Raw genomic sequence first — 20,426 nt, 5'->3', positions numbered from 1 at the left:
CGGCGGCGCGGCCCTGCCCTCAGCGGTCCTGCCCGGTGCTGCCCGGTGCTGCGTTACTTCTGGACGATCAGGTAGATGCCCCAGACGACCGCCGCCGCGCACGCGGCGAAGCAGACCCAGGCGCCGGTGCGGCCGAGCGCGGCGGCGGGGCCCGCGGCGCGGCGGGAGAGGCCGACGATGCCGAGGGTGAAGACGCCGACCAGGCCGACGGTGGAGACGAGGGTGACGGCCAGGACCGTGAGGAGGGCGTGCCAGTCGATGCTCATGGGAGGGCTCTCGCGGGGATCAGGCGGCGGTGCCGGAGGCGGGCGCCGGGGCCGGCGGGGGAGGGGTGACGGCGGCGATCGCGGCGGTGACCGCGTCCTGGGGTCCGGCGGCCGGCGTGCCCGGCACCGGCTCGTTGACGTTGGCGTGGGTGACCGGCTTGCGGCGCGCGGCGCTGCGGATCGCGGCGCAGGCGGCCAGGGCGATCACGGCGACGGCGGTGACGCCCCACGTGCCCTGGTCGGCCAGCAGCGCGGCACCGGCCGCGACGAGGCCGGCCGCCGGCAGGGTCAGCACCCAGGCGGAGACCATCCGGCCCGCGGTGCCCCAGCGCACCACCGCGCCCTTGCGGCCCAGGCCCGCGCCCATCACGGCGCCGGAGCAGACCTGCGTGGTGGAGAGCGCGAAGCCCAGGTGGGACGAGGCGAGGATGGTGGCCGCCGCGCCGGTCTGCGCGGCGAAGCCCTGCTGCGGCTGGATGTCGGTCAGCCCGCGGCCCATGGTGCGGATGATCCGCCAGCCGCCGAGGTAGGTGCCCAGCGCCATCGCTGTGCCGGCCGAGACCATGACCCACAGCGGCGGGTCGGAGTGCGGCGCGAGCACGCCGCCGGTGATCAGCGTCAGGGTGATCACGCCCATCGTCTTCTGCCCGTCGCTGGTGCCGTGGGCGAGCGAGACGAGGCCGGCCGAGGCGATCTGGCCGGCCCGGTAGCCGCGCGAGGTGGCCTCGGGGTCGGCCCTGCGGCCCACCCGGTAGGTGACGCGGGTGGCCAGCGTGGCCGCGAGCCCCGCCACCACCGGTGCGGCCGCGGCCGGGATCAGGACCTTCATCACCACGGCGTCGCCGTGGATGCCGTGCGTGCCCGCGGCCACCAGCACGGCGCCGATGAGCCCGCCGAACAGCGCGTGCGAGGAACTGGAGGGCAGGCCCGCGAGCCAGGTGACCAGGTTCCACAGGATCGCGCCGACCAGGCCGGCGAAGATCACCTCGGGTTTGATGCCGGCGGACTCGTCGATGATGCCGCCGGAGATGGTCTTGGCGACGGCGACCGACAGGAAGGCGCCGACGAGGTTGAGCACGGCGGCCATGGCCACCGCCGTCTTGGGCTTGAGCGCACCGGTCGAGATGGTGGTGGCCATCGCGTTGGCGGTGTCGTGGAAGCCGTTCGTGAAGTCGAACACGAGCGCTGTCGCGATCACGATTCCGATCAGGAGCGTGATGTGTTCCATGGACCCAGGCATTCGTTCGATCGGGCAGTGGCAGGGCGACCGTACGAAGACATGATGAACGGAAGGTGAACTGGGGAGGGATTCAAGGTGTTGCCATGAACGTCACATGAACCACCTTGGAATCGTCAGCGTCTCACAGGTGTCCGACAGGCGTCGCACGCCGTCGCTCGGGGCCGCGCCCGGGCCCGCCGCCGCACTCGCCGGCGGCAGTGGTATGACGGATACCGAACAAGTGCCCAGGGGAAGGGTCCGACGTGCGCGACGCAGTGGAGAACGCCTGGTCGGAGGTGGTGGCCACGGCCCGCAGGACCGTGGCGGACGGCCTCGTCGTCGGCACCTCGGGCAACGTCTCGGCACGGGTCGGCGACCTCGTGCTCGTCACGCCCACCGGTGTCCCCTACGACCGGCTCGGCCCGGACGACGCCGTCGCCGTGGACGTGGCCACCGGCGAGCAGGTGCGCGGCACCCTGCGGCCCACCAGCGAGCTGCCCACGCACCTGGCGGTCTACCGGGCCACGGATGCCCGTGCCGTCGTGCACACCCACGCCCCGCACGCGACCGCGGCCTCCACGCTGGTCACCAAGCTGCCCAACGTCCACTACATGGCGGCGGCGCTCGGCGGCCGGGGCGGCCAGGTCCTCGTCGCCGGCTACGCGCTCTACGGCAGCGACGAGCTGGCCCGCGAGGTCCTCAAGGCGCTGCGCGACGGCCGCACCGGATGCCTGATGCGCAACCACGGCACCCTCGTGCACGGCGACACCCTGGAGCAGGCGTACGACCGGACCGCCCAACTGGAGTGGATGTGCCGGGTGTGGCTGCTCGCCAGGTCCGGCGACGGCGTGCCGCGCACCCTCTCGCACCGCGACATGGCCCGGGTCGCGGACAAGCTCGAGGGCTACGGGCAGGACGCCCCGCCCCGCTGACGGGCCCTCCGCCGCGCGGCCCTCGCCACGCCGACGGAGCCCCGCCCCACCCGGTTGCCCCGGTCGCCCTGACCGGCCCCCGCCCCGCCGGACGCGCTCCCGTGGCAGGCATCCCGGGGGCCGCCCACACTGGGAGCGTGCGCCTTCGTACCGGTGTGGCCCTGGCGGTCACCGCAGCGGTGGGTGCCGGGACGGCCGTGCTGGCGGCCGGCCGGTACGGGTCGGGTCTGGCCCTGAAACCGTCCGCCGCGGGCCCCGCCCCCGAGGGCCTGGTCAGCGTCCGCGGCGTCGGCCGCGACCGGGTCGTGGTCGACCGCAGCGACGCCTCCGCCCGCCCCGGCGTCCACGGGCTGACCGGCCGCGGGCTGCACGCCACCGTCGGCCCGGTCCTGAGCCAGGACGACCGCACCGTCACCCGCCGCCTGCTGCGCGTCGACCGCGGCACCCTCGGCGCCGGCGGCTTCGTGCGGGTGACCCCGCAGGCCTACGCGGGCGACCCGCGCAGCGCCCGCGGCCTGGACTTCGAGGACGTCCGGGTCGACGGTGAGCTCGGTCCGATGCCGGCCTGGTTCCTGCCGGGCGCCCGGCCGGCGTGGGTGATCTGCGTGCACGGCGCCGGCGCCACCCGCGAGCAGGCGCTGACCGTGCTGCCCGCCCTGCACGGCTTCCGCTTCCCCGTGCTCGTGCCGTCCTACCGCAACGACCCCGGCGCGCCCCCGTCCCCCGACGGCATCGGGCATCTCGGGGACACCGAGTGGAGCGACCTGGACGCCGCGATGCGGTACGCCGTCGACCACGGCGCGCGGCGGCTGGTCCTCTACGGCTGGTCCACCGGCGCGACGATGGCGCTGCGGGCCCTGTCGCAGTCCCAGGTGCGCGGCACCGTCACCGGCCTGGTGCTGGACTCCCCGGTACTGGACTGGCGCTCCACCGTCCGCGCCTCCGTCCACACCCGCGGCCTGCCGTCCGTGCTCAGCCCGCTCGCCGAGCGCGCCACCGAGGGCCGCACCGGGCTGCGCGCCGCCCGGCACGCCGAGGCCCTCGACCCGGACCTGCTGACCGTGCCGACCCTCCTCCTGCACGGTCCCGACGACCACTTCGCCCCGTACCCCGCCTCCCGGCGCCTCGCCGACCGCCGCCCCGACGTCGTCACCCTCCACAGCGTGCCCGGAGCGCCGCACACGGCCGTGTGGAACGCCGACCCGGACGCCTACGAGGAGACGCTGCGGCGCTTCCTGACGCCGCTCATGTGAGCGCTTACCCCCCGCTTCGGGAGGCTCGATTGGGAATCTGGGCGCTCAGCGGCGAGACTGATCAGGTGACGTCCCGTAGCCCGCGAGACACTCCGCTCCGACTCGTCCCCCGCCGGCCGCTCACCGCCGCCCGCAGGACCGCCACGACGCGCAGGTCCAGGCCTCCGCGCCCCCCTGAGGGCACGCCCTCGGTGCCCGAACTCGCCCGCATGGCACGGACCGAACTCGCCACCGCCGCACGCCTCGCCCGCTGGGCCGGCGGCGGCCCCGGCACCCCGGCCCTGACCGGGATACTCCCCGAGCCCGTGGTCCTCGCGGCCGCCGAGGAACTGGGGCTGACCGCCGGTCAGGTCCGCGCCGCCTGGGACCGCGCCAGGCTCGCCGGACTGGTCGAACTGCACGACGGCGCCGCCCGGCCCGGCTGGCGGCTGCGCGCCTGGGACGACGACGACACCGCGGTGCTGCGCGGCTGGGTCGCGCTCTTCGACGCCTGGTCGCTCGCCCATCCCTTCCTGCCCGGCCACGCCACCGGCCCCGACCCGGCGCTGGTCGCCGAAGTCGTCGAGGCCGCACCGCAGTTGATGTCGCTGCTGCACCTGTCCAACGGGCCGGTGCCGATCGACGCCCTGCTCGACCTGCTCCGCCAGCGCGTCGCCGAGCTGCGCACCGAGCGGCACGAGCCGCCCGCCGAGGGCATGAGCGACCCGCTGCCGGCGCTGCTGGACTGGACGCTGGACGCCGCCGCCCTCGTCGGCGCGCTCCGCCCCCGCGACCCGCAGCGCCCCGACGAGGTCGTGCTGACCGCGCTGGGCAGCTGGGCGGTGTGGGTCAAGCTGGAGCAGATCTGCGTCGCCGCCCAGGGCCCCGAGGGGCACATGGAGCAGTCGGCGTCGACGATGCTGCGGGCCTGCGCGGGCCTGTCCCCGGGCCCGGCGCGCACCGAGTACCGGGCCTGGCTGGCGGCCCGCCCGGTGGCTCCCGCCGTCGCCGAGCTGCTGGACACCGCGCGCGGCGACGACGCCCTGCTGCGCGGCCTGGCCTTCGAGGCGCTGCGGGTGGTCGGCGACGCCGCCGAGCCCGCCGTGCGCGCGGTCGTCGAAGAGCCGGTCCTGCGCCCGTACGCGGTGCTGTGGCTGGCCGAGCTCGAGGGCGGCGACCCCGACGACGCGACCGCGCTGCTCACCCGCGAGGAGGCCACCTGGCTGTGGGTCGACACCGCGGCCGCCGTCGCCGACCACGGCGAGGGCCACCTGCTGGTCAGCCATCTGGAGACCGCCGTGCAGGGCTCGGTGCGCGGGCTGCTGCAGGAGGTCCGCGACGTCGGGCACCCCCGCACGGTCCACGTGCTGGTCGCGCTCGCCGCGGTCCATCCCGACCCCGCACTGGCCAAGCAGATGCGCCGGGCGGCGTTCCAGGTGCACACCGGCGAGGCGTGAGGGGGCGGGCGTCCGACGGGGTCAGGTGTCCGGCGAGGCCGGGCGCCCGGCGAGGTCAGGTGTCCGACGGGGCCGGGGGGTCGCACGGCTCCTGGGGGTCGGCGGGGGTCGCCTGCGGGACGTAGGTGCCGAACGTCCAGACGTTGCCCTCGGGGTCGTGCACCGCGTACTCGCGTGAGCCGTACTCCTGGTCGGTGAGCGGCATCACCACCACGGCGCCCATCGCCACCGCCCGGTCGTGGTGCGCGTCGGCGTCCTTGACCACGACGTACAGCGAGGCCGGGCCCAGCCGCCCGCGGGCCCGGCCGTACGGGGTGTCCGGTTCCTCGCGGATCGAGCCGAGCATCACCATCCCGTTCCCGTAGGCCAGTTCGGCGTGCGCGATCGAGCCGTCCTCGTTCTCGTACCTGGCCACCTCGGTGAAGCCGAAGGCGTCCTTGAGCAGGGACATCGCGCCGCGCGCGTCGCGGTAGCGCAGCCCCGGATAGATGGTCGGCGGCTCGGCCATGGACGGTCATCCTCTCGTCGGACGGGGGCGGTCCCCGTGTCCGAGTATGTGTGATCCGCCCCACATGTGCCCGTGAAGACCGGGCCGAGCGTCCGGCGGCCGCCAGTAGACTGACCGCATGGCAGTTTTCCTCCTCGATTAGCCGCGGCGTACGCCCGACCCCCGACCCCCGACACCCGTCGCCCGTACCGCCCTGGAGCTTTTCCCGTGATCACTGCCACCGGCCTCGAACTGCGCGCCGGCGCCCGCGTCCTCATCGAAACCGCGTCCTTCCGCGTCGCCAAGGGCGACCGCATCGGCCTGGTCGGCCGCAACGGCGCCGGCAAGACCACGCTGACCAAGGTGCTGGCCGGCGAGGGCCAGCCGGCCGGCGGCAGCGTCACCCGCTCCGGCGAGGTCGGCTACCTCCCGCAGGACCCGCGCACCGGCGACCTCGACACCCTCGCCCGCGACCGCATCCTGTCCGCGCGCGGTCTGGACAGCGTGCTGCGCAAAATGCGGGAGAACGAGGAGCGGATGGCGAACGGAAAGGGCGCCACCCGTGACAACGCGATGAAGAAATACGCGCGCCTGGAAACGGAATTCCTCACCAAGGGCGGTTACGCCGCCGAGGCCGAGGCCGCCACCATCGCCGCCGCACTCGGCCTGCCGGACCGGATCCTCGGCCAGCAGCTGCACACCCTCTCCGGCGGCCAGCGCCGCCGGGTCGAGCTGGCGCGCATCCTGTTCTCCGACGCCGACACCCTGCTGCTCGACGAGCCCACCAACCACCTGGACGCCGACTCCATCTCCTGGCTGCGGGACTACCTCAGGACCTACCGCGGCGGGTTCATCGTCATCTCCCACGACGTGAACCTCATCGAGACCGTCGTCAACAAGGTCTTCTACCTCGACGCCAACCGGTCGCAGATCGACGTCTACAACATGGGCTGGAAGCTGTACCAGCAGCAGCGCGAGGCCGACGAGAAGCGCCGCCACCGCGAGCGCTCCAACGCCGAGAAGAAGGCCGCCGCGCTCAACGCGCAGGCCGACAAGATGCGGGCCAAGGCCACCAAGACCGTCGCCGCGCAGAACATGGCCCGCCGGGCGGACAAGCTGCTGTCCGGACTGGACGCGGTGCGGCAGGCCGACAAGGTCGCCAAGCTCCGCTTCCCCGACCCCGCGCCCTGCGGCAAGACCCCGCTGATGGCCGCGGGCCTGTCGAAGTCCTACGGCTCGCTGGAGATCTTCACCGACGTCGACCTGGCCATCGACCGCGGCTCACGGGTCGTCATCCTGGGCCTCAACGGCGCCGGCAAGACCACGCTGCTGCGGCTGCTCGCCGGCGTCGAGAACCCCGACACCGGCGAGGTCACCCCCGGCCACGGGCTGAAGCTCGGCTACTACGCGCAGGAGCACGAGACGCTCGACCCCGACCGCACGGTCCTGGAGAACATGCGGTCCGCGGCGCCGGACACCGACCTGGTGGAGATCCGCAAGATCCTCGGCTCGTTCCTGTTCTCCGGCGACGACGTGGACAAGCCCGCCGGCGTGCTCTCCGGCGGCGAGAAGACCCGGCTGGCACTCGCCTCGCTCGTCGTGTCCAGCGCCAACGTGCTGCTGCTCGACGAGCCCACCAACAACCTCGACCCGGCCAGCCGCGAGGAGATCCTCGGCGCGCTGCACACGTTCACCGGCGCCGTCGTCCTGGTGACCCACGACGAGGGCGCGGTCGAGGCCCTGCAGCCCGAGCGGATCATCCTGCTGCCCGACGGCGTCGAGGACCTGTGGGGCCAGGACTACGCGGACCTGGTGGCGCTGGCCTGACCGGCCGGCGCGCGCGGGACCGCCGGTCCCGGGGGGCCCGGTCCGGGCCCCCCGGGACCCCGTCCGGGCCCCGGTTCCGAAGCGTTCCGGGGCGGGCCCGGCGCCGGGTGATCATGTCGGTTGGATCATTCGGCCCATCGAAGATCCATCATCTGCGTGAGCCGGGCTGGTACCCGCGCCGCGCGCGTCCCGACGTGTGCCCGACGGTCCGTGATCAGGGGTGTCGCCAGGGTAAACACCTGTCCGACCGTGGCTGACCTGCCGAGACTCCCGCACCGCCGTTCCGCGGCCCGAATGTGCGGCGCGGGAATCGGCCGTTTCCCGCGTTCTCCGGCGCCTATCGCGGCATTCACCGTGCGCATGTCCGGTGATGGACCTTGTCGAATGGGTGGCCAGGAGGCCGGTTAGGGGTGATCATGAGAGTTCCATAGCGCACTTCCCTGGAGGAGGCACGGGTGGCCGAGACTCTGAAGAAGGGCAGCCGGGTGACCGGCCCGGCGCGCGAGAAGCTCGCGGCAGACCTGAAGAAGAAGTACGACTCCGGTGCGAGCATTCGGGCACTGGCTGAGGAGACCGGCCGGTCGTACGGGTTCGTGCACCGCATGCTGAGCGAGTCCGGCGTGGCCCTGCGTGGTCGCGGCGGCGCCACGCGAGGCAAGAAGACCGCCACGGCGGCCTGATCCGACCCGGGCCCCCGACGGGCCCCGTGGATGGTTACTCTTCGGTAATCCAGTCCGCGGCCGCTCGGAGGTGCCCCGATGTCCGAAACCAACATCCTGCTCGAACGCGACGGAGTCCGGCTCGCAGTCGACGACACCGTCGCGACCGTCACCCTGTGCAATGCCGCCAAGCGCAACGCTCAGTCTCCCGCCCTGTGGCGGGCGCTGACCGAGGCGGGCCGGCAGCTGCCCGGGCAGGTACGGGTCGTGGTGCTGCGCGGTGAGGGCGTGTCGTTCTCGGCAGGCCTCGACCGGCAGGCGTTCACGTCCGAGGGCTTCGACGGCGAGCCGTCGTTCCTCGATCTGGCGCGGGGTCCCGAAGCGGACCTGGACGCGACCGTCGCCGAGTACCAGGAGGCGTTCACCTGGTGGCGGCGCACCGATCTCCTCACGGTCGCCGCCGTCCAGGGCCATGCCATCGGTGCCGGCTTCCAGCTGGCCCTCGCCTGCGACCTGCGGGTGTGCGCCGACGACGTGCAGTTCGCCATGCGCGAGACGAGCCTCGGCCTGGTCCCCGACCTCACCGGCACCAAGCCGCTGGTCGAGCTGGTGGGCTACGCCCGCGCGCTGGAGATCTGCGTCACCGGCCGCTTCGTGCACGCCGAGGAGGCCGAGCGCACGGGCCTGGCCAACCTCGTGGTGCCCGCCGCCGAACTCGACGCCGCCGTCGCCGATCTGACCGCGGCTCTGCTCGCCCCGCCCCGCGACGCCGTCAACGAGACGAAGGCGCTGCTGCGTTCCGCGCTCTCCGCCGGCGCGGCCGCACAGCACGCCGCCGAGCGGGCCGCCCAGGGCCGTCGCCTGCGCGACCTCGCGGGTGTCGGCGAGTAGCCCCGCGCACCGTCAGAACGCGTCGGTGACGACGAGGGCGACGGAGACCGGGCCAAGGGCGCCGGCTGCCGCGGCCGTGGCGGCCGCCGCGGCCGCGTCCCGGGCGACGGGCAGCGGCGCGCGGCCGGGACCGACCGCGATCTGCAGCTGCACCCGGCGCCTGCCCGGCGCGTCCCCGTCGTCGGTGACGCGTACGCCGGGGAGCGTGCCCAGATGCCGGGTGAGACCCCGCACGCCCGTCACCGCGCACACCGCGGCGGCCACGGAGGCGGCGAGCGCGTCGTAGGCGTCCGGGTCCGCCCCGCGCACCCCGTCGTCGGCCGGTGCGCCGTCTCGTCCCCCGTCCGGCGGCACCGGGCCGTCCAGGATGCCGGTGACCGCCAGATCGACCGCGGTCACCGTCGCGCCCAGCGCGTCCTCCGCCTCCTGCCACAACGCGTCCCGCAGCCGCGCGACGACCACCGGCAGCGGCTCGTCCACGGTCGTCTCGACGTCCGCCTCGATCCGCAGCGGCCCGTGCGGCAGCGCGCCCGGCGGTGCCGCGTCCGGTACCTCGCCCGCGGGGCCGTCGAGCAGTATCGCCACCGGCCCCAGCCGCACGCCCGGCAGCGCGTCCGCCGCGCGCCGCAGCACCCCGGCCGCGGCCCGTTCGGTGATCCACAGCGGGTCGTCCGGCGTGCCGAGCGGCAGCAGCCGGCCCAGGGCGACCTGTTCACGAACGGTGGTGCCCAGTCGGTCCATGCGCGCCGCGCCGCCTTCCGTGGGCCGACCACTCGATCGGGGGGCCGGCGGTACCCTCTGGCCGCATCACCCCGGCGGACCCGGGCATGAGCACTTAGTGTGGTGCACGGAGCAGCCCACCAGAAGGGACGACTCGCGATGACCGACAGTGCACAGGGCAGGTCCGAACCTGACGGCGCCTCGTATCCGGCCGAGGGCAGGACCCTGGAGAAGGGGTACGCGGGCGGCGCCGCCCGCAGGGCGCTGGGCGACCCGGCGACCCGGGGACGCACCACCATCGCCGACGGCGTCGTGGAGAAGATCGCCGGCCTGGCCGCCCGGGACGTGGTGGGCGTGCACGCCATGGGCACCGGCCTGTCCCGCACCTTCGGCGCGGTCCGCGACCGCGTGCCCGGCGGCGGACGCTCCGTCAGCCGCGGCGTCAAGGCCGAGGTCGGCGAGGTCCAGACGGCCCTCGATCTGGACATCGTGGTGGACTACGGCGTGTCCATCGTGGACGTGGCCCGCGCGGTGCGGGAGAACGTCATCGCGGCCGTGGAGCGGATGACCGGTCTGGAGGTCGTCGAGGTGAACGTCGCGGTCGGTGACGTGAAGCTCCCCGACGAGGAGGATGAGGACGAGCAAGTGCGGGTGCAGTAGGTGGGACCGGGACGACCGGCCGGTGACGGTCCGGGACACTGCAGACGCTGCCCGGTGGGCTGAGGGGACGGAGTGCGCGGGATGAGCATGGCAGTGATCGGCCTGGCCGTCGGAATGGCACTCGGGTTCGCCGGATACTTCGGCGGGTTCGGGGCCTTTCTGCTGGTGGCGGCGCTCGGCGTGGTCGGTTTCGTGGTGGGCAAGTTCATCGACGGGGACCTCGAGCCGGGGGATTTCTTCCGGACGCGCGACCGTGATCACCGCGACCGGCGGCGTTGATGGGGACGCTCGTCCCCGCGCAGTTGCCGGCGTCCGAACGCGGCGGCCTGCGGATCGCGGACCGGGTGATCGCCAAGATCGCCGCCCAGGCGGCCGGTGAGGTCCTGTCAGGTGCGCCCGGCGCCCACCTGGTGCCCAAGGACGCCGCCCCGCACGCCGCGGTGTCGGTGCGCAAGGGCCCGCGGAACGCGGCACGGCTCCGGCTCACCCTGGAACTGGGCTACCCCGTCGACATCGGCTCGGTGTGCGGCCTGGTGCGCCGCCATGTCACCAGCAGGGTCGAGGCGCTGACGGGCATGACGGTGCCCGAGGTGGCCGTCGAGGTCGAGCGGCTGCACTCCGCCGCCGTCCGCCGCAAGGAGGAGGGGAGGGTGGAGTGAGCGACGGCACCCCGGGCCCCCGGCCCGGCTCCGAGGAGTCCGAGCCGACCGTGCGGCTGCCCTCCGCCGTGGCCACCGGCACCGCGGCCGGCGCCGGCACCGCGGAACCCGGGCACGGTGCCACCCGCCGCATCCCGCAGCAGGGCGAGCCGGGCGCGGTCAGGGCCCGCCGCTTCTGGTCCTCGCGGCGCGTGCCGGCCGCCGTGACGGCGGCCGCGATCCTCGCCCTCGGCGGCCTGTTCCTGTACGACGTCGCGTCGGTGCGCGCCGGCCGCAAGGCGATGTACTGGCGCAAGAAGCTCGCCGACGAACTCGCCACCCGGCACCTGGACGACACGTGGATCATCCTCGGGGCCAGCGTGTCCGCGGCCCTGGGCCTGTGGCTGCTCGTGCTCGCGCTGACGCCGGGCGAGCGGTCGGTGCTGCCGATGGCCCGGCGCGGCCCGGACGCGGTACGGGCCGGTCTCGACCGGCACGCGGCCGAACTCGTGCTGCGCGACCGGGCGATGGAGGTCTCCGGTGTCCGGTGGGCCCGCGCCGTCGTCAAGCGGCGCCGCATCAAGCTCCGCGCCACCTCGCACTTCCGCGACATCGACGATGTCCGCAGGGACCTCACCGAGGCCGCGGAACGGGCGGTGCGGCAGCTCGGACTCGCCCGGCAGCCGCGCCTGACGGTGCGTCTGCAGCGGGCCGAGAAGGGGACGTGAGGAGCAGCCGTGCGCACCTCGATCAACCGGATCCTGCTCGGGCTGACCGGCCTGCTGCTGCTCGCCCTGGGCGCGGCCGTGCTCATCGGCAGCCTGGACCTGCAGCGCAGGTGGGACTTCACGATGCCGTCGAGCTGGCCGTTCAGCGGCCCCAAGGACGTGCTGCTGAGCGCCCACGACCGCACCCGCTACCGTTCCCGCGGCTGGTGGTGGCCGACGGTGATCGCCGCGCTGGGCGTGCTGTTCCTCGGCGCCCTGTGGTGGCTGCTCGCCCAGGCCCGCACCCGGCGGTTGCGGCAGCTGCGGATCGACAGCGGCGACGGCCAGGGCGCGCAGATCCGCGGCCGGGCCGTGGAGAACGTGCTGTCCGCCGAGAGCGAGGCGTACGACGGCGTGGAGTGGGCCGGTTCCACGCTCATCCGCAAGCGCCGCGTGCCGCAGGCCCGGCTGGTCCTGGGCCTGGCCCCGCACGCCACGCCCGTCGAGGTCGTCGACGGCCTGGACACCGAAGTCCTGGAGCGCGCCCGCACCTCCACCGGCCTGGACGCGCTGCCCGCCGAGGCACGGCTGCGCGCGGTCCGGCACCGCGCGAGCCGCGTCACGTGAGGATCGCCTGAGGACCGCACGACCCGGCCGGGCCGGCGCGGTCCCCGCCGGCCGGGGGCAGACCGCACGCCCCCCGGCCGTCCAGGCGCGCCCGACCCGGCGTCAGAAACCGTGCCGCGCCCCGCCGTCGACCGGCAGCATCAGGCCGGTCAGGTAGGACGCGGCCGGGGACAGCAGGAAGGCCGCGGTCCGGCCGAACTCCTCCGGGGTGCCGTAGCGCCGCAACGGGATGGTCGCCTCGTGCCGGGCACGGGTGGCCTCCGGCTCGCCCCCCAGCGCGTCCAGCTCGCGGACCCGGTCGGTGTCGATGCGCGACGGCAGCAGGCCCACCACCCGGACCCCGCGCGGGCCCAGCTCGGCCGCCAGGGTCTTGGCGAACCCGGCGAGGCCCGGGCGCAGCCCGTTGGACACCGCGAGTCCGGGGATCGGCTCGTACACCGAGCCGGACAGCACGAACCCGATCACGCCGCCCTCGCCGAGCACGCCGGCGGCGGCCCTGGCCAGCCGCACCGCGCCCAGGAACACCGTGTCGAACGCGGCCCGCCACTGCTCGTCGGTCATGTCCGCGGCCGGGCCGGCCGGCGGCCCGCCGACGCTGATCAGCACCCCGTCGACGCGGCCGAACGCCTCCTGTGCGGCGCCGAGCAGCCGGTCCGCGGCCGCCGGGTCGCCGTTGTCCGCGACCAGGCCCAACGCCCGCTCCTCGCCGCCCAGTTCGGCGACCGCCCGGTCCAGTGACGCGGCGTTGCGGGCGGACAGCACCACCCGGGCGCCCTCCGCCGCCAGCTCGCGGGCCGCGGCGAGCCCGAGGCCCCGCCCGCCGCCCGTCACCACGAACACCCGGTCCTTGAGTCCGAGGTCCACCCCTCAGCACCTTCCCTTCTGACGGCCCGACAACGTCAGCGCCGTGTTCACCAGCCCGATGTGGCTGAACGCCTGCGGGAAGTTCCCCAGCAGGCGGCCCGCCACCGGGTCCCACTCCTCCGAGAGCAGCCCCACGTCGTTGCGCAGGCCCAGCAGCTTCTCGAACAGCTCGGTGGCCTCGTCCGTGCGGCCCGTGCCGTGCAGGGCGTCGGCGAGCCAGAACGAGCAGGCGAGGAAGGCGCCCTCGCTGCCCGGCAGGCCGTCGACGCCGCCCGAGTCCGGGCTGTAGCGGCGCACGAAGCCGCCGTTGTCCAGCTCCCGGCGCACCGCCTCCACCGTGCCGTGCACCCGCCGGTCGCTGGACGGCAGGAACCCGACCTGCGGGATGAGCAGCGTCGCCGCGTCCAGTTCCTTGGAACCGTAGTACTGGGTGAAGGTGTTGCGCTCGGCGTCATAGCCCTTCTCGCAGACCTCCGCGTGCACCTGCGCCCGCATCGAGCGCCACCGGCCGACGTCGCCGCGCAGCTTCGGCGACGCCTCCACGGTGCGCACCGCTCGGTCGGCGGCGACCCAGGCCATCACCTTGGAGTGGACGAAGTGCCGTCGCGGGCCGCGCACTTCCCACAGGCCCTCGTCGGGCTCGCGCCACTTGGTCTCCAGGAACTCCATCAGCGCCCGCTGCAGGTTCCAGACGTGCACTTCGTCCTTCAGCCCGCGGTCACGGGCCAGGAACAGCGAGTCGAGGACCTCGCCGTACACGTCGAGCTGCAGCTGCCCCGCGGCGGCGTTGCCGACCCTGACCGGGGCCGAGCCCTCGTAGCCCGACAGCCACGGCACCTCGTACTCCGGCAGCCGGCGCTCCCCGGCGATGCCGTACATGATCTGCAGGTCCGCCGGGTTGCCGGCCACCGCGCGCAGCAGCCAGTCGCGCCACGCGCGCGCCTCGTCGAGAAAGCCGCAGGAGATCAGCGCGTTGAGGGTCAGCGCGGCGTCCCGCAGCCAGCAGAAGCGGTAGTCCCAGTTGCGGACGCCGCCGATCTCCTCGGGCAGCGAGGTGGTGGCGGCCGCCGCGATGCCACCGCTGGGCGCGTACGTCAGCGCCTTGAGGGTGATCAGCGAGCGCAGCACCGCGTCCCGCCACGGGCCGTCGTAGCGGAACTGCGCCGACCACTGCTCCCAGTCGTCCAGGCTCTGCTGGAGCGCCTGGTACGGGTCGACGCGCCGCGGGCGCTTCTCGTGCGAGGGGTGCCAGGTGAGGACGAACGCGATCGTGTCGCCCGCCGCCACCGTGAAGTCGGAGAACGTGCGCATGTCGCGTCCGTAGGTGTGCAGTGGCGGGTCGGTGCGCAGCCACACGGAGTCGGGTCCGGCGATCGCCACCCGGTGGTGGTCGGTGCGCCGCACCCACGGGACGACGCTGCCGTAGTCGAACCGCAGCGCCAGCTCGCTGCGCATCGCGACCTCGCCCGTCAGGCCCTCGACGATGCGGACCACATCGGGCGCCTTGTCGCGCTGAGGCATGAAGTCGGTGACCTTCACGCTGCCCGTGGGGGTCTCCCAGACGGTGTCGAGCACGAGGGTGTCGCCCCGGTACGCGCGGCGGGCGCACCCCCCGCTGCCGCCGGCGCCCGCGGTGGGCGCGAGCCGCCACATGCCGTTCTCGTGGTCGCCGAGCAGGGCGCCGAAGACCGACGCGGAGTCGAAACGCGGTACGCACAGCCAGTCGATGCTGCCGTCGGTGCCGACCAGCGCCGCGGTCTGCAGATCGCCGATCAGCGCGTAGTCCTCGATACGTCCTGGCACGTTCCGCCTCGCCGCCCTTCGTGTCGGGTGCCCCCAGGTCAGACCGCGACCGTAGCGCGTCCCGTGGAATCGCGTGCGCCGTGGTCCGGAGCGTCGCGGCCCGGAGCACGGCGCACGCGGGGGCCCGCGGCCCCGTCGGTCCCCGTCTCGGGGTGGGCTCCGCGCGCTCGCGGAGAGGCCCGGCGCGGGCCGATGCCGTCGTGGTCCGGCCCGGGCAGCGGCGCGGGCCGGACCTGCGCCGGCGCGGGGCGTGGTCGAGAGCGGCTCCAGGTGGCCGCCGAGCAGTCGCTCGGGCACCTCGGCGGCCACCTCGGCACCGCTGATCGGCATGATCTGACGGGGCGGCATGCCGCGGACGTCCCGGACGCCGCCGGCGGCGGCGGTGGTCCCGGTGGGCCGCGGCCGGCATGCCGGGCCACGCCCTGGTGCGCGGGGGCGGAAGCGGCCGCGTGCGCTCACCGGCTCGTGGAGCTCTCGGGGCGGGACGGCGTGGCCGGGACGTGTGGCGGACCCGACCGGCACCGGTGCGGCCCTCGGCGCGGCCGCGACGAACCCGTGGTCCGCCACCCGGCGCTCACGGCGGTGCGCTTGCCGGAGGCCCAGCCTGATCACGAGGGGGATCGTCACCGGGCAGCAAAGGGCGAGGGCCACCCGCCGGCGGGACGCCAGGAACGCCCCACGACCGTGGAACCCGGGCGTGGGGCGCCCCCGGCAGGGGATCGGAGGTCAGGCCCCGGCGGCCGAGCCGACGCGGTCGACGATGCCGCCGCCGCCCTCGGCCTTGGCGCAGTGGGCGCCGCAGTACCAGTGGCCGTCGACGTCCACGCCGTGCCCGATGATCTGCACCCGGCAGTGCTCGCAGATCGGCGCCATCCGGTGGACCGCGCACTCGAAGCAGTCGAAGACGTGCACCGCGCCCTGCGCGTGCACCTCGAAGCTCATCGCATAGTCGTTTCCGCAAACCTCACATCGGGCCATGAGGCACAGGCTGCGATCCCCGGCGGCGCACGGCAACGCGCGGCAGGGCGCGTCGCCCCCGGTCCACCCGAATGCCGGACCGCTCCCATGGTGCCGCGCGACGATGCCGCGCGGTGCCGCGAGGATCAGTCGCGCTCGGGCCGGGGCCCGGGGCCCGCGGCTCAGCCGTGCACGCCGGACGCGGGCCGTACGGCCTTCAGCAGCTCGCCGAAGGCCCGCTCGTCGATGACCGGGGTGCCGACCTGGCGGGCCCTGACCGCCTTGCTGGTGGACGAGTCCGGGTCGTTGGTGACCAGCAGGCTGGTCAGCCGGCTCACCGAGGACGCCACGTGCAGGCCGGCCTCCGTCGCGCGGTCCTCCAGCAGTTCGCGTTCGGTGCCGGTGTCCCCCGTGAACGCCACCCGCATCCCCTGCACCAGCGGCCCGCCGGGCTCCAGCCGGCCGGGGTTGGGGTACGGGCACGCCGGGCGCCTGCGGGCCGGCCGCCAGGAGCCGTGCGGGCCCGAGCCGTACAGCCGCCCGTAGCGCGGGCCGGGCACCGGCGCGGGGCCGTCCACCCACTCGGTGAGCGGGCGGCACACGTGCAGCGGCAGCGGCAGCTCGGCGGCGGCCGCCAGCCGCAGGCTCGGCCGGAACGCCTCGGCGAGCACCCGGGCGTCGTCCAGCGCGTGGTGGGCCCGGCGCTGCACGACGCCGTAGTGCGCGGCCAGCGACTCCAACTTGTGGTTGGCCAGCGGGAGCCGCAGCTCCTTGGCGAGCACGATGGTGCACAGCCGGTGCTCCACCGGCGCGGCCGACCGCGCGCGGGCGTACTCGCGGGCCAGCATCGACCAGTCGAAGACCGCGTTGTGCGCCACGAGGACGCGGCCCGCGAGCCGTTCGGCGAGCGCGTCGGCGATCTCGGGGAAGAGCGGGGCGTCGGCGAGCATCGCGCTGGTGAGCCCGTGGATCCACACCGGGCCGGGGTCGCGCTGCGGGTTGACGGGCGAGTACCAGTGGTCCTGCACCTCGCCGTGCGCGTCCAGCCGGTAGACCGCGGCCGAGACGATCCGGTCGTCCCGCCCGAGCCCGGTGGTCTCCACGTCGACCACCGCGTAACCCTCGGGATACCCGGCGGGCCACGGGGCGGGCGCGGCGGTCGCGCCGCCGAACACGTCGGGGGGCTCGGTCTGTTCGTCCAGCATGGTCATCGAGGATAGGGGCCGCCGCCGACAGCCGATCATCGGGCTCCGCCGTGCACCTCGCGGGTGACCGCCGGGCACCCGCCGCATACCAGTGGGTAACAACGTCTAGCGGACCCGCCGCGCGTGCCCTTATGGTGCGCTCATGCCGCAACTGCCCGATGTCGTGCTGTGGTCGATACCCGCGTTCGTGCTGCTCACCGTCGTGGAGATGGTGAGCTACCGCATTCACCCCGACGAGGACGCGGAGGGGTACGCGGGCAGGGACACGGCGGCCAGCCTGTCGATGGGAATCGGCAGCCTGTTCACCGACGCCCTCTGGAAGATCCCCGTCGTGGCGATCTACGCCGGGGTGTACGCGCTGACGCCGCTGCGCGTGCCGCTGCACTGGTGGACGGTCCTGCTGATGCTGCTCGCCCAGGACTTCTTCTACTACTGGTCGCACCGCGGTCACCACGTCATCCGCATCCTGTGGGCGTGCCACGTGGTGCACCACTCCAGCCGCAACTTCAACCTCTCGACCGCGCTGCGCCAGCCGTGGACCAGCCTCACCTCGTGGCCGTTCTACCTGCCGCTGATCGTGCTCGGCGTGCACCCGGCGGCACTGGCCTTCTGCTCCTCGGTCAACCTCGTCTACCAGTTCTGGATCCACACCGAACGGGTCGACAAGCTGCCCCGCCCGCTGGAGTTCCTGCTCAACACGCCCTCGCACCACCGGGTCCACCACGCCTCGCAGGGCAGTTACCTGGACCGCAACTTCGGCGGCATCCTGATCGTCTGGGACCGCATGTTCGGCTCGTTCACGGCCGAGACCGAGCGCCCGGTCTACGGCCTGACGAAGAACATCGCGACGTACAACCCGCTGCGGGTGGCCACGCACGAGTACGCGGCCATCGCCCGGGACGTGGCCGCCGCGGGCGACTGGCGGGACAAGATGCGGCACCTGGTGCTGGGCCCCGGCTGGCGGCCCGGGACCGCGGCCGGCACCGCCGCGGCCGCCGAAGGCGTGGCCGTCGAGGGCGCGACCGGGGACGCGGCCGCGGGAACCGTCGCCCGCGGGTCCGCGGCGTGAGGGCCGACCGCGCGCGGGCGGCGCTCCGGGTCTTCCTGCTCCTGGCCGTGCTGCACCTGGTGGCCGTCGGCGCCGGGATCGACGCCCTGCGGCTGGCCACCAAGCCGCTGCTCGTGCCCGCGCTCGCCGCCCACGCCGCCGCCCGCGGCGGCCCCCGGTTGCTGCTCGCGGCGCTGGCCTGCGGCTGGGCCGGCGACGTGCTGCTCGAGATCGGCGGCACCGCGGCGTTCCTGCTCGGCATGGGCTGCTTCGCCGCCGGGCACGTCTGCTACCTGCGGCTGTTCGCCGCTCGCGGCGCGTTCCGCGGGAGTCGCGCCACGCGGGTGCGGTGTGCGGCCTACGCGGTGGTGTGGGTGGCGCTGATCACCGCGCTGTGGCCGGGCCTGGACGCCGGGATGCGGATCCCGGTGGCCGGCTACAGCCTGCTGCTGACCGCGATGGCCGCGGGTGCCTTCGGGCTCGGCAGGCCGGGCGCGGCCGGCGGGCTGCTCTTCCTGCTCTCCGACGGGCTGATCGCGGCGGGCCTCGCCGGCTGGCCGCGCCCGCCCGCCCACGACCTGTGGATCATGCTCACCTACGCGGCGGCACAGTTCTGCCTGGTCCGCGCGGTGCAGGCGACGCCCGAACGCGCGGCCGCGAACCCCGGCACGTACGGTGGGAAGGCGGCGGCCGACCGGCCGCGCACCCACCCTCTGACCACGGAGTAGCCCCCCATGCGCGCCACCGTCATCCAGGCCCCCCACGACATCCGGGTGGAGGAGGTGCCGGACGCGGCGCTCCGCAACCCCGGCGACGCCGTCGTCCGGGTGGTCCGCGCCTGCATCTGCGGCAGCGACCTGTGGGCGTACCGCGGCGAGTCGGCGCGCAAGCCCGGCCAGCGGATCGGGCACGAGTTCCTCGGCGTCGTCGAGGAGACCGGTGCCGAAGTGACCGGGCTGCGGCCCGGCGACCTGGTCGTCGCGCCCTTCGTCTGGTCCGACGGCGTGTGCACGTACTGCGCCGACGGCCTCACCACCTCCTGCGTCCACGGCGGCTTCTGGGGCTCCATCGGTGAGGAGGGCCAGTCCGACGGCGGCCAGGGCGAGGCCGTGCGGGTGCCGTTCGCCGACACCACCCTGGTCAAGCTGCCCCCCGAGGCGCTCTCCGACGACCACCTGCTGACCGGCCTGCTCGCGCTGTCCGACGTGTTCGGCACCGGCCACCACGCGGCGCTGGGCGCGGGCGTGCGGCCCGGCAGCACCGTGGCCGTCGTCGGTGACGGCGCGGTCGGCCTGTGCGGAGTCCTGGCCGCCCGCCGGCTCGGCGCCGAGCGGATCATCGCGCTCGGCCGCCACCAGGACCGCACCGACATCGCCAGGACCTTCGGCGCGACCGACGTGGTCGCCGCCCGGGGCGAGGAAGCCGTCGCCGCCGTGCGCGAACTGACCGGCGGCCAGGGCGCGCACGCCGTCATCGAGGCCGTCGGCACCGAGCAGTCCATGCGCACCGCCGTCGGCATCACCCGCGACGGCGGGGCGATCGGCTACGTCGGCGTGCCGCACGGCAGCGGCACCGGGCTGGACCTCGGCGAGATGTTCGACCGCAACATCGCGCTGCGCGGCGGCGTCGCGCCGGTCCGCACGTACATCGAGGAACTGCTGCCCGGCATTCTCGACGGCAGCACGGACCCCGCCCCCGTCTTCGACCACGCCGTCGACCTGGACGGCGTGCCCGGCGGCTACCGCGCGATGGACGAGCGCACCGCGCTGAAGGTGCTGGTCACCTTCTGACGGGTGTTCTGACCGGTGTTCCGCCGGCGTCTACCGGTCGCGGCCGCGCGGCGGCCGCAGGTCGGCCGCGCTGAGCAGCGGCAGCACCACCCGCGCCGCGTCCCGGCGGGCCGGCCGCGTCCGCCGCGCGTGCGCCTGCGCCGGGGGCGCGGCCGGCACGGGGTGCGGCAGTCGCACGCTGCCGAACGGCCGGCGGGCCGGCTGGGGCGGCGGCTCCGACGGCGGGGGAGAGGCGGACGGCGGCGGGGGCGGCGGTGCGGCAGTCATCGTGAGGGACCCCGATCGGGCGGGAGCGGGCTGTGCCCGGTTCAACGACCGGCCGCGTCCGGGGGCACCCCCCTTCTGTCCAGCCGATTTCAACAAACTGTTGCTGAAGCCCTCCCATCGCGTACGCTGCGGCGAACCTCCGGCGCACCGCCGGCCGGCCGGATTGTCGC

The 20,426-nt window shown here is 74.7% G+C and carries 23 protein-coding genes; 14 read left to right on the top strand and 9 right to left on the bottom strand.

What is annotated here, in order from left to right; genetic code table 11:
• Positions 1-53: 53 nt before the first annotated feature.
• Both BMW99_RS31260 and BMW99_RS31255 read right to left on the bottom strand, forming a co-directional pair.
• Positions 54-266 carry a hypothetical protein gene (locus BMW99_RS31260; RefSeq protein WP_069467374.1) on the bottom strand — a complete coding sequence of 71 codons (213 nt, stop codon included), beginning with the start codon at positions 264-266 and terminating at the stop codon, positions 54-56.
• 19 nt (positions 267-285) lie between these two features.
• The gene (locus BMW99_RS31255; RefSeq protein ID WP_075018006.1) at positions 286-1,494 is read right to left on the bottom strand and encodes an inorganic phosphate transporter; all 1,209 of its coding nucleotides are present in this window, start codon (positions 1,492-1,494) and stop codon (positions 286-288) included.
• A 221-nt stretch (positions 1,495-1,715) separates the two neighbouring features.
• Here BMW99_RS31255 and BMW99_RS31250 point away from each other — a divergent pair, with 221 nt between their 5' ends.
• From BMW99_RS31250 to BMW99_RS31240, 3 genes are all read left to right on the top strand, one after another.
• Positions 1,716-2,417 carry a class II aldolase/adducin family protein gene (locus BMW99_RS31250; protein ID WP_075018005.1) on the top strand — a complete coding sequence of 234 codons (702 nt, stop codon included), beginning with the start codon at positions 1,716-1,718 and terminating at the stop codon, positions 2,415-2,417.
• A gap of 137 nt (positions 2,418-2,554) precedes the next feature.
• A complete protein-coding gene (locus BMW99_RS31245) occupies positions 2,555-3,670 on the top strand; it encodes an alpha/beta hydrolase family protein (protein ID WP_075018004.1) in 1,116 nt (371 codons plus the stop codon).
• A 65-nt stretch (positions 3,671-3,735) separates the two neighbouring features.
• Entirely contained in the window at positions 3,736-5,106 is a 1,371-nt protein-coding gene (locus BMW99_RS31240; protein ID WP_075018003.1) for a hypothetical protein, read from the top strand.
• A 55-nt stretch (positions 5,107-5,161) separates the two neighbouring features.
• On the opposite strand, the gene BMW99_RS31235 is transcribed toward BMW99_RS31240, so the two are convergent.
• Complete coding sequence (locus BMW99_RS31235) at positions 5,162-5,614, bottom strand: VOC family protein (RefSeq protein ID WP_075018002.1); 453 nt, start codon at positions 5,612-5,614, stop codon at positions 5,162-5,164.
• A 207-nt stretch (positions 5,615-5,821) separates the two neighbouring features.
• Between BMW99_RS31235 and abc-f the strand changes: the two genes are divergently transcribed.
• The 3 genes from abc-f (at position 5,822) to BMW99_RS31220 (ending at position 8,970) form a co-directional block, all read left to right on the top strand.
• Complete coding sequence (abc-f, locus tag BMW99_RS31230) at positions 5,822-7,420, top strand: ribosomal protection-like ABC-F family protein (protein WP_069465928.1); 1,599 nt, start codon at positions 5,822-5,824, stop codon at positions 7,418-7,420.
• A gap of 455 nt (positions 7,421-7,875) precedes the next feature.
• On the top strand, positions 7,876-8,100 hold the full coding sequence (locus BMW99_RS31225; RefSeq protein WP_069465929.1) for a helix-turn-helix domain-containing protein: 225 nt from the start codon (positions 7,876-7,878) through the stop codon (positions 8,098-8,100).
• A gap of 78 nt (positions 8,101-8,178) precedes the next feature.
• Complete coding sequence (locus BMW99_RS31220; protein ID WP_069465930.1) at positions 8,179-8,970, top strand: enoyl-CoA hydratase/isomerase family protein; 792 nt, start codon at positions 8,179-8,181, stop codon at positions 8,968-8,970.
• 12 nt (positions 8,971-8,982) lie between these two features.
• On the opposite strand, the gene BMW99_RS31215 is transcribed toward BMW99_RS31220, so the two are convergent.
• On the bottom strand, positions 8,983-9,711 hold the full coding sequence (locus BMW99_RS31215) for a hypothetical protein (RefSeq protein ID WP_075018001.1): 729 nt from the start codon (positions 9,709-9,711) through the stop codon (positions 8,983-8,985).
• Between the two features lie 138 nt (positions 9,712-9,849).
• Here BMW99_RS31215 and BMW99_RS31210 point away from each other — a divergent pair, with 138 nt between their 5' ends.
• The 5 genes from BMW99_RS31210 to amaP all read left to right on the top strand — a co-directional run bounded on the left by BMW99_RS31210 (position 9,850) and on the right by amaP (position 12,322).
• Entirely contained in the window at positions 9,850-10,350 is a 501-nt protein-coding gene (locus BMW99_RS31210) for an Asp23/Gls24 family envelope stress response protein (protein ID WP_079176249.1), read from the top strand.
• An 81-nt stretch (positions 10,351-10,431) separates the two neighbouring features.
• The gene (locus BMW99_RS31205) at positions 10,432-10,629 is read left to right on the top strand and encodes a hypothetical protein (RefSeq protein WP_069465309.1); all 198 of its coding nucleotides are present in this window, start codon (positions 10,432-10,434) and stop codon (positions 10,627-10,629) included.
• On the top strand, positions 10,629-11,009 hold the full coding sequence (locus tag BMW99_RS31200) for an Asp23/Gls24 family envelope stress response protein (RefSeq protein ID WP_069465310.1): 381 nt from the start codon (positions 10,629-10,631) through the stop codon (positions 11,007-11,009). The genes BMW99_RS31205 and BMW99_RS31200 overlap by 1 nt, the downstream gene beginning before the upstream one ends.
• Positions 11,006-11,716, top strand: coding sequence for a DUF6286 domain-containing protein (locus tag BMW99_RS31195; RefSeq protein WP_407640344.1), 711 nt, complete (start codon positions 11,006-11,008; stop codon positions 11,714-11,716). The genes BMW99_RS31200 and BMW99_RS31195 overlap by 4 nt, the downstream gene beginning before the upstream one ends.
• Positions 11,717-11,725: 9 nt before the next feature.
• Entirely contained in the window at positions 11,726-12,322 is a 597-nt protein-coding gene (amaP, locus tag BMW99_RS31190; protein WP_069465311.1) for an alkaline shock response membrane anchor protein AmaP, read from the top strand.
• A gap of 102 nt (positions 12,323-12,424) precedes the next feature.
• Here amaP and BMW99_RS31185 read toward each other — a convergent pair whose 3' ends face one another.
• The 4 genes from BMW99_RS31185 to BMW99_RS31170 form a co-directional block, all read right to left on the bottom strand.
• Positions 12,425-13,186 (bottom strand): SDR family oxidoreductase, encoded by a 762-nt coding sequence (locus BMW99_RS31185; protein WP_069465312.1) that lies wholly within the window; start codon positions 13,184-13,186, stop codon positions 12,425-12,427.
• Between the two features lie 3 nt (positions 13,187-13,189).
• Positions 13,190-14,989 carry a glycoside hydrolase family 15 protein gene (locus tag BMW99_RS31180; protein WP_069465313.1) on the bottom strand — a complete coding sequence of 600 codons (1,800 nt, stop codon included), beginning with the start codon at positions 14,987-14,989 and terminating at the stop codon, positions 13,190-13,192.
• A gap of 726 nt (positions 14,990-15,715) precedes the next feature.
• A complete protein-coding gene (locus BMW99_RS31175; protein ID WP_075018000.1) occupies positions 15,716-15,967 on the bottom strand; it encodes a hypothetical protein in 252 nt (83 codons plus the stop codon).
• Positions 15,968-16,128: 161 nt separating this feature from the next.
• Positions 16,129-17,151: a DEDDh family exonuclease gene (locus BMW99_RS31170; protein ID WP_069464267.1), complete on the bottom strand. Its 1,023-nt coding sequence runs from the start codon at positions 17,149-17,151 to the stop codon at positions 16,129-16,131.
• A 142-nt stretch (positions 17,152-17,293) separates the two neighbouring features.
• On the opposite strand from BMW99_RS31170, the gene BMW99_RS31165 reads away from it, so the two are divergent.
• From BMW99_RS31165 to BMW99_RS31155, 3 genes are read left to right on the top strand one after another with little or no spacing between them, the layout of a single operon-like run.
• The gene (locus BMW99_RS31165) at positions 17,294-18,220 is read left to right on the top strand and encodes a sterol desaturase family protein (RefSeq protein ID WP_069464265.1); all 927 of its coding nucleotides are present in this window, start codon (positions 17,294-17,296) and stop codon (positions 18,218-18,220) included.
• Entirely contained in the window at positions 18,217-18,927 is a 711-nt protein-coding gene (locus tag BMW99_RS31160) for a lysoplasmalogenase (protein WP_075017999.1), read from the top strand. Before BMW99_RS31165 ends, BMW99_RS31160 begins: the two co-directional genes overlap by 4 nt.
• Positions 18,928-18,933: 6 nt before the next feature.
• A complete protein-coding gene (locus BMW99_RS31155; protein WP_075017998.1) occupies positions 18,934-19,989 on the top strand; it encodes a zinc-dependent alcohol dehydrogenase family protein in 1,056 nt (351 codons plus the stop codon).
• 30 nt (positions 19,990-20,019) lie between these two features.
• Here BMW99_RS31155 and BMW99_RS40910 read toward each other — a convergent pair whose 3' ends face one another.
• Entirely contained in the window at positions 20,020-20,256 is a 237-nt protein-coding gene (locus BMW99_RS40910; protein WP_143080587.1) for a hypothetical protein, read from the bottom strand.
• Positions 20,257-20,426: the final 170 nt, after the last annotated feature.

It is taken from the genome of Actinacidiphila rubida (assembly GCF_900110255.1).
GTDB lineage: Bacteria > Actinomycetota > Actinomycetes > Streptomycetales > Streptomycetaceae > Actinacidiphila > Actinacidiphila rubida.
Note: the sequence above shows the minus strand (reverse complement) of the source record. Positions and strands in the feature narration are given on the sequence as shown.

What these genes read in the sequence shown, in the direction of transcription:
- BMW99_RS31260 (WP_069467374.1), bottom strand. Translation starts at nt 266, where the DNA reads ATGAGCATCGACTGGCACGCCCTCCTCACGGTCCTGGCCGTCACCCTC.
- BMW99_RS31255 (WP_075018006.1), bottom strand. Translation starts at nt 1,494, where the DNA reads ATGGAACACATCACGCTCCTGATCGGAATCGTGATCGCGACAGCGCTC.
- BMW99_RS31235 (WP_075018002.1), bottom strand. Translation starts at nt 5,614, where the DNA reads ATGGCCGAGCCGCCGACCATCTATCCGGGGCTGCGCTACCGCGACGCG.
- BMW99_RS31220 (WP_069465930.1), top strand. Translation starts at nt 8,179, where the DNA reads ATGTCCGAAACCAACATCCTGCTCGAACGCGACGGAGTCCGGCTCGCA.
- BMW99_RS31215 (WP_075018001.1), bottom strand. Translation starts at nt 9,711, where the DNA reads ATGGACCGACTGGGCACCACCGTTCGTGAACAGGTCGCCCTGGGCCGG.
- BMW99_RS31210 (WP_079176249.1), top strand. Translation starts at nt 9,850, where the DNA reads ATGACCGACAGTGCACAGGGCAGGTCCGAACCTGACGGCGCCTCGTAT.
- BMW99_RS31205 (WP_069465309.1), top strand. Translation starts at nt 10,432, where the DNA reads ATGAGCATGGCAGTGATCGGCCTGGCCGTCGGAATGGCACTCGGGTTC.
- BMW99_RS31200 (WP_069465310.1), top strand. Translation starts at nt 10,629, where the DNA reads ATGGGGACGCTCGTCCCCGCGCAGTTGCCGGCGTCCGAACGCGGCGGC.
- BMW99_RS31175 (WP_075018000.1), bottom strand. Translation starts at nt 15,967, where the DNA reads ATGGCCCGATGTGAGGTTTGCGGAAACGACTATGCGATGAGCTTCGAG.
- BMW99_RS31170 (WP_069464267.1), bottom strand. Translation starts at nt 17,151, where the DNA reads ATGCTGGACGAACAGACCGAGCCCCCCGACGTGTTCGGCGGCGCGACC.
- BMW99_RS31165 (WP_069464265.1), top strand. Translation starts at nt 17,294, where the DNA reads ATGCCGCAACTGCCCGATGTCGTGCTGTGGTCGATACCCGCGTTCGTG.
- BMW99_RS31155 (WP_075017998.1), top strand. Translation starts at nt 18,934, where the DNA reads ATGCGCGCCACCGTCATCCAGGCCCCCCACGACATCCGGGTGGAGGAG.
- BMW99_RS40910 (WP_143080587.1), bottom strand. Translation starts at nt 20,256, where the DNA reads ATGACTGCCGCACCGCCGCCCCCGCCGCCGTCCGCCTCTCCCCCGCCG.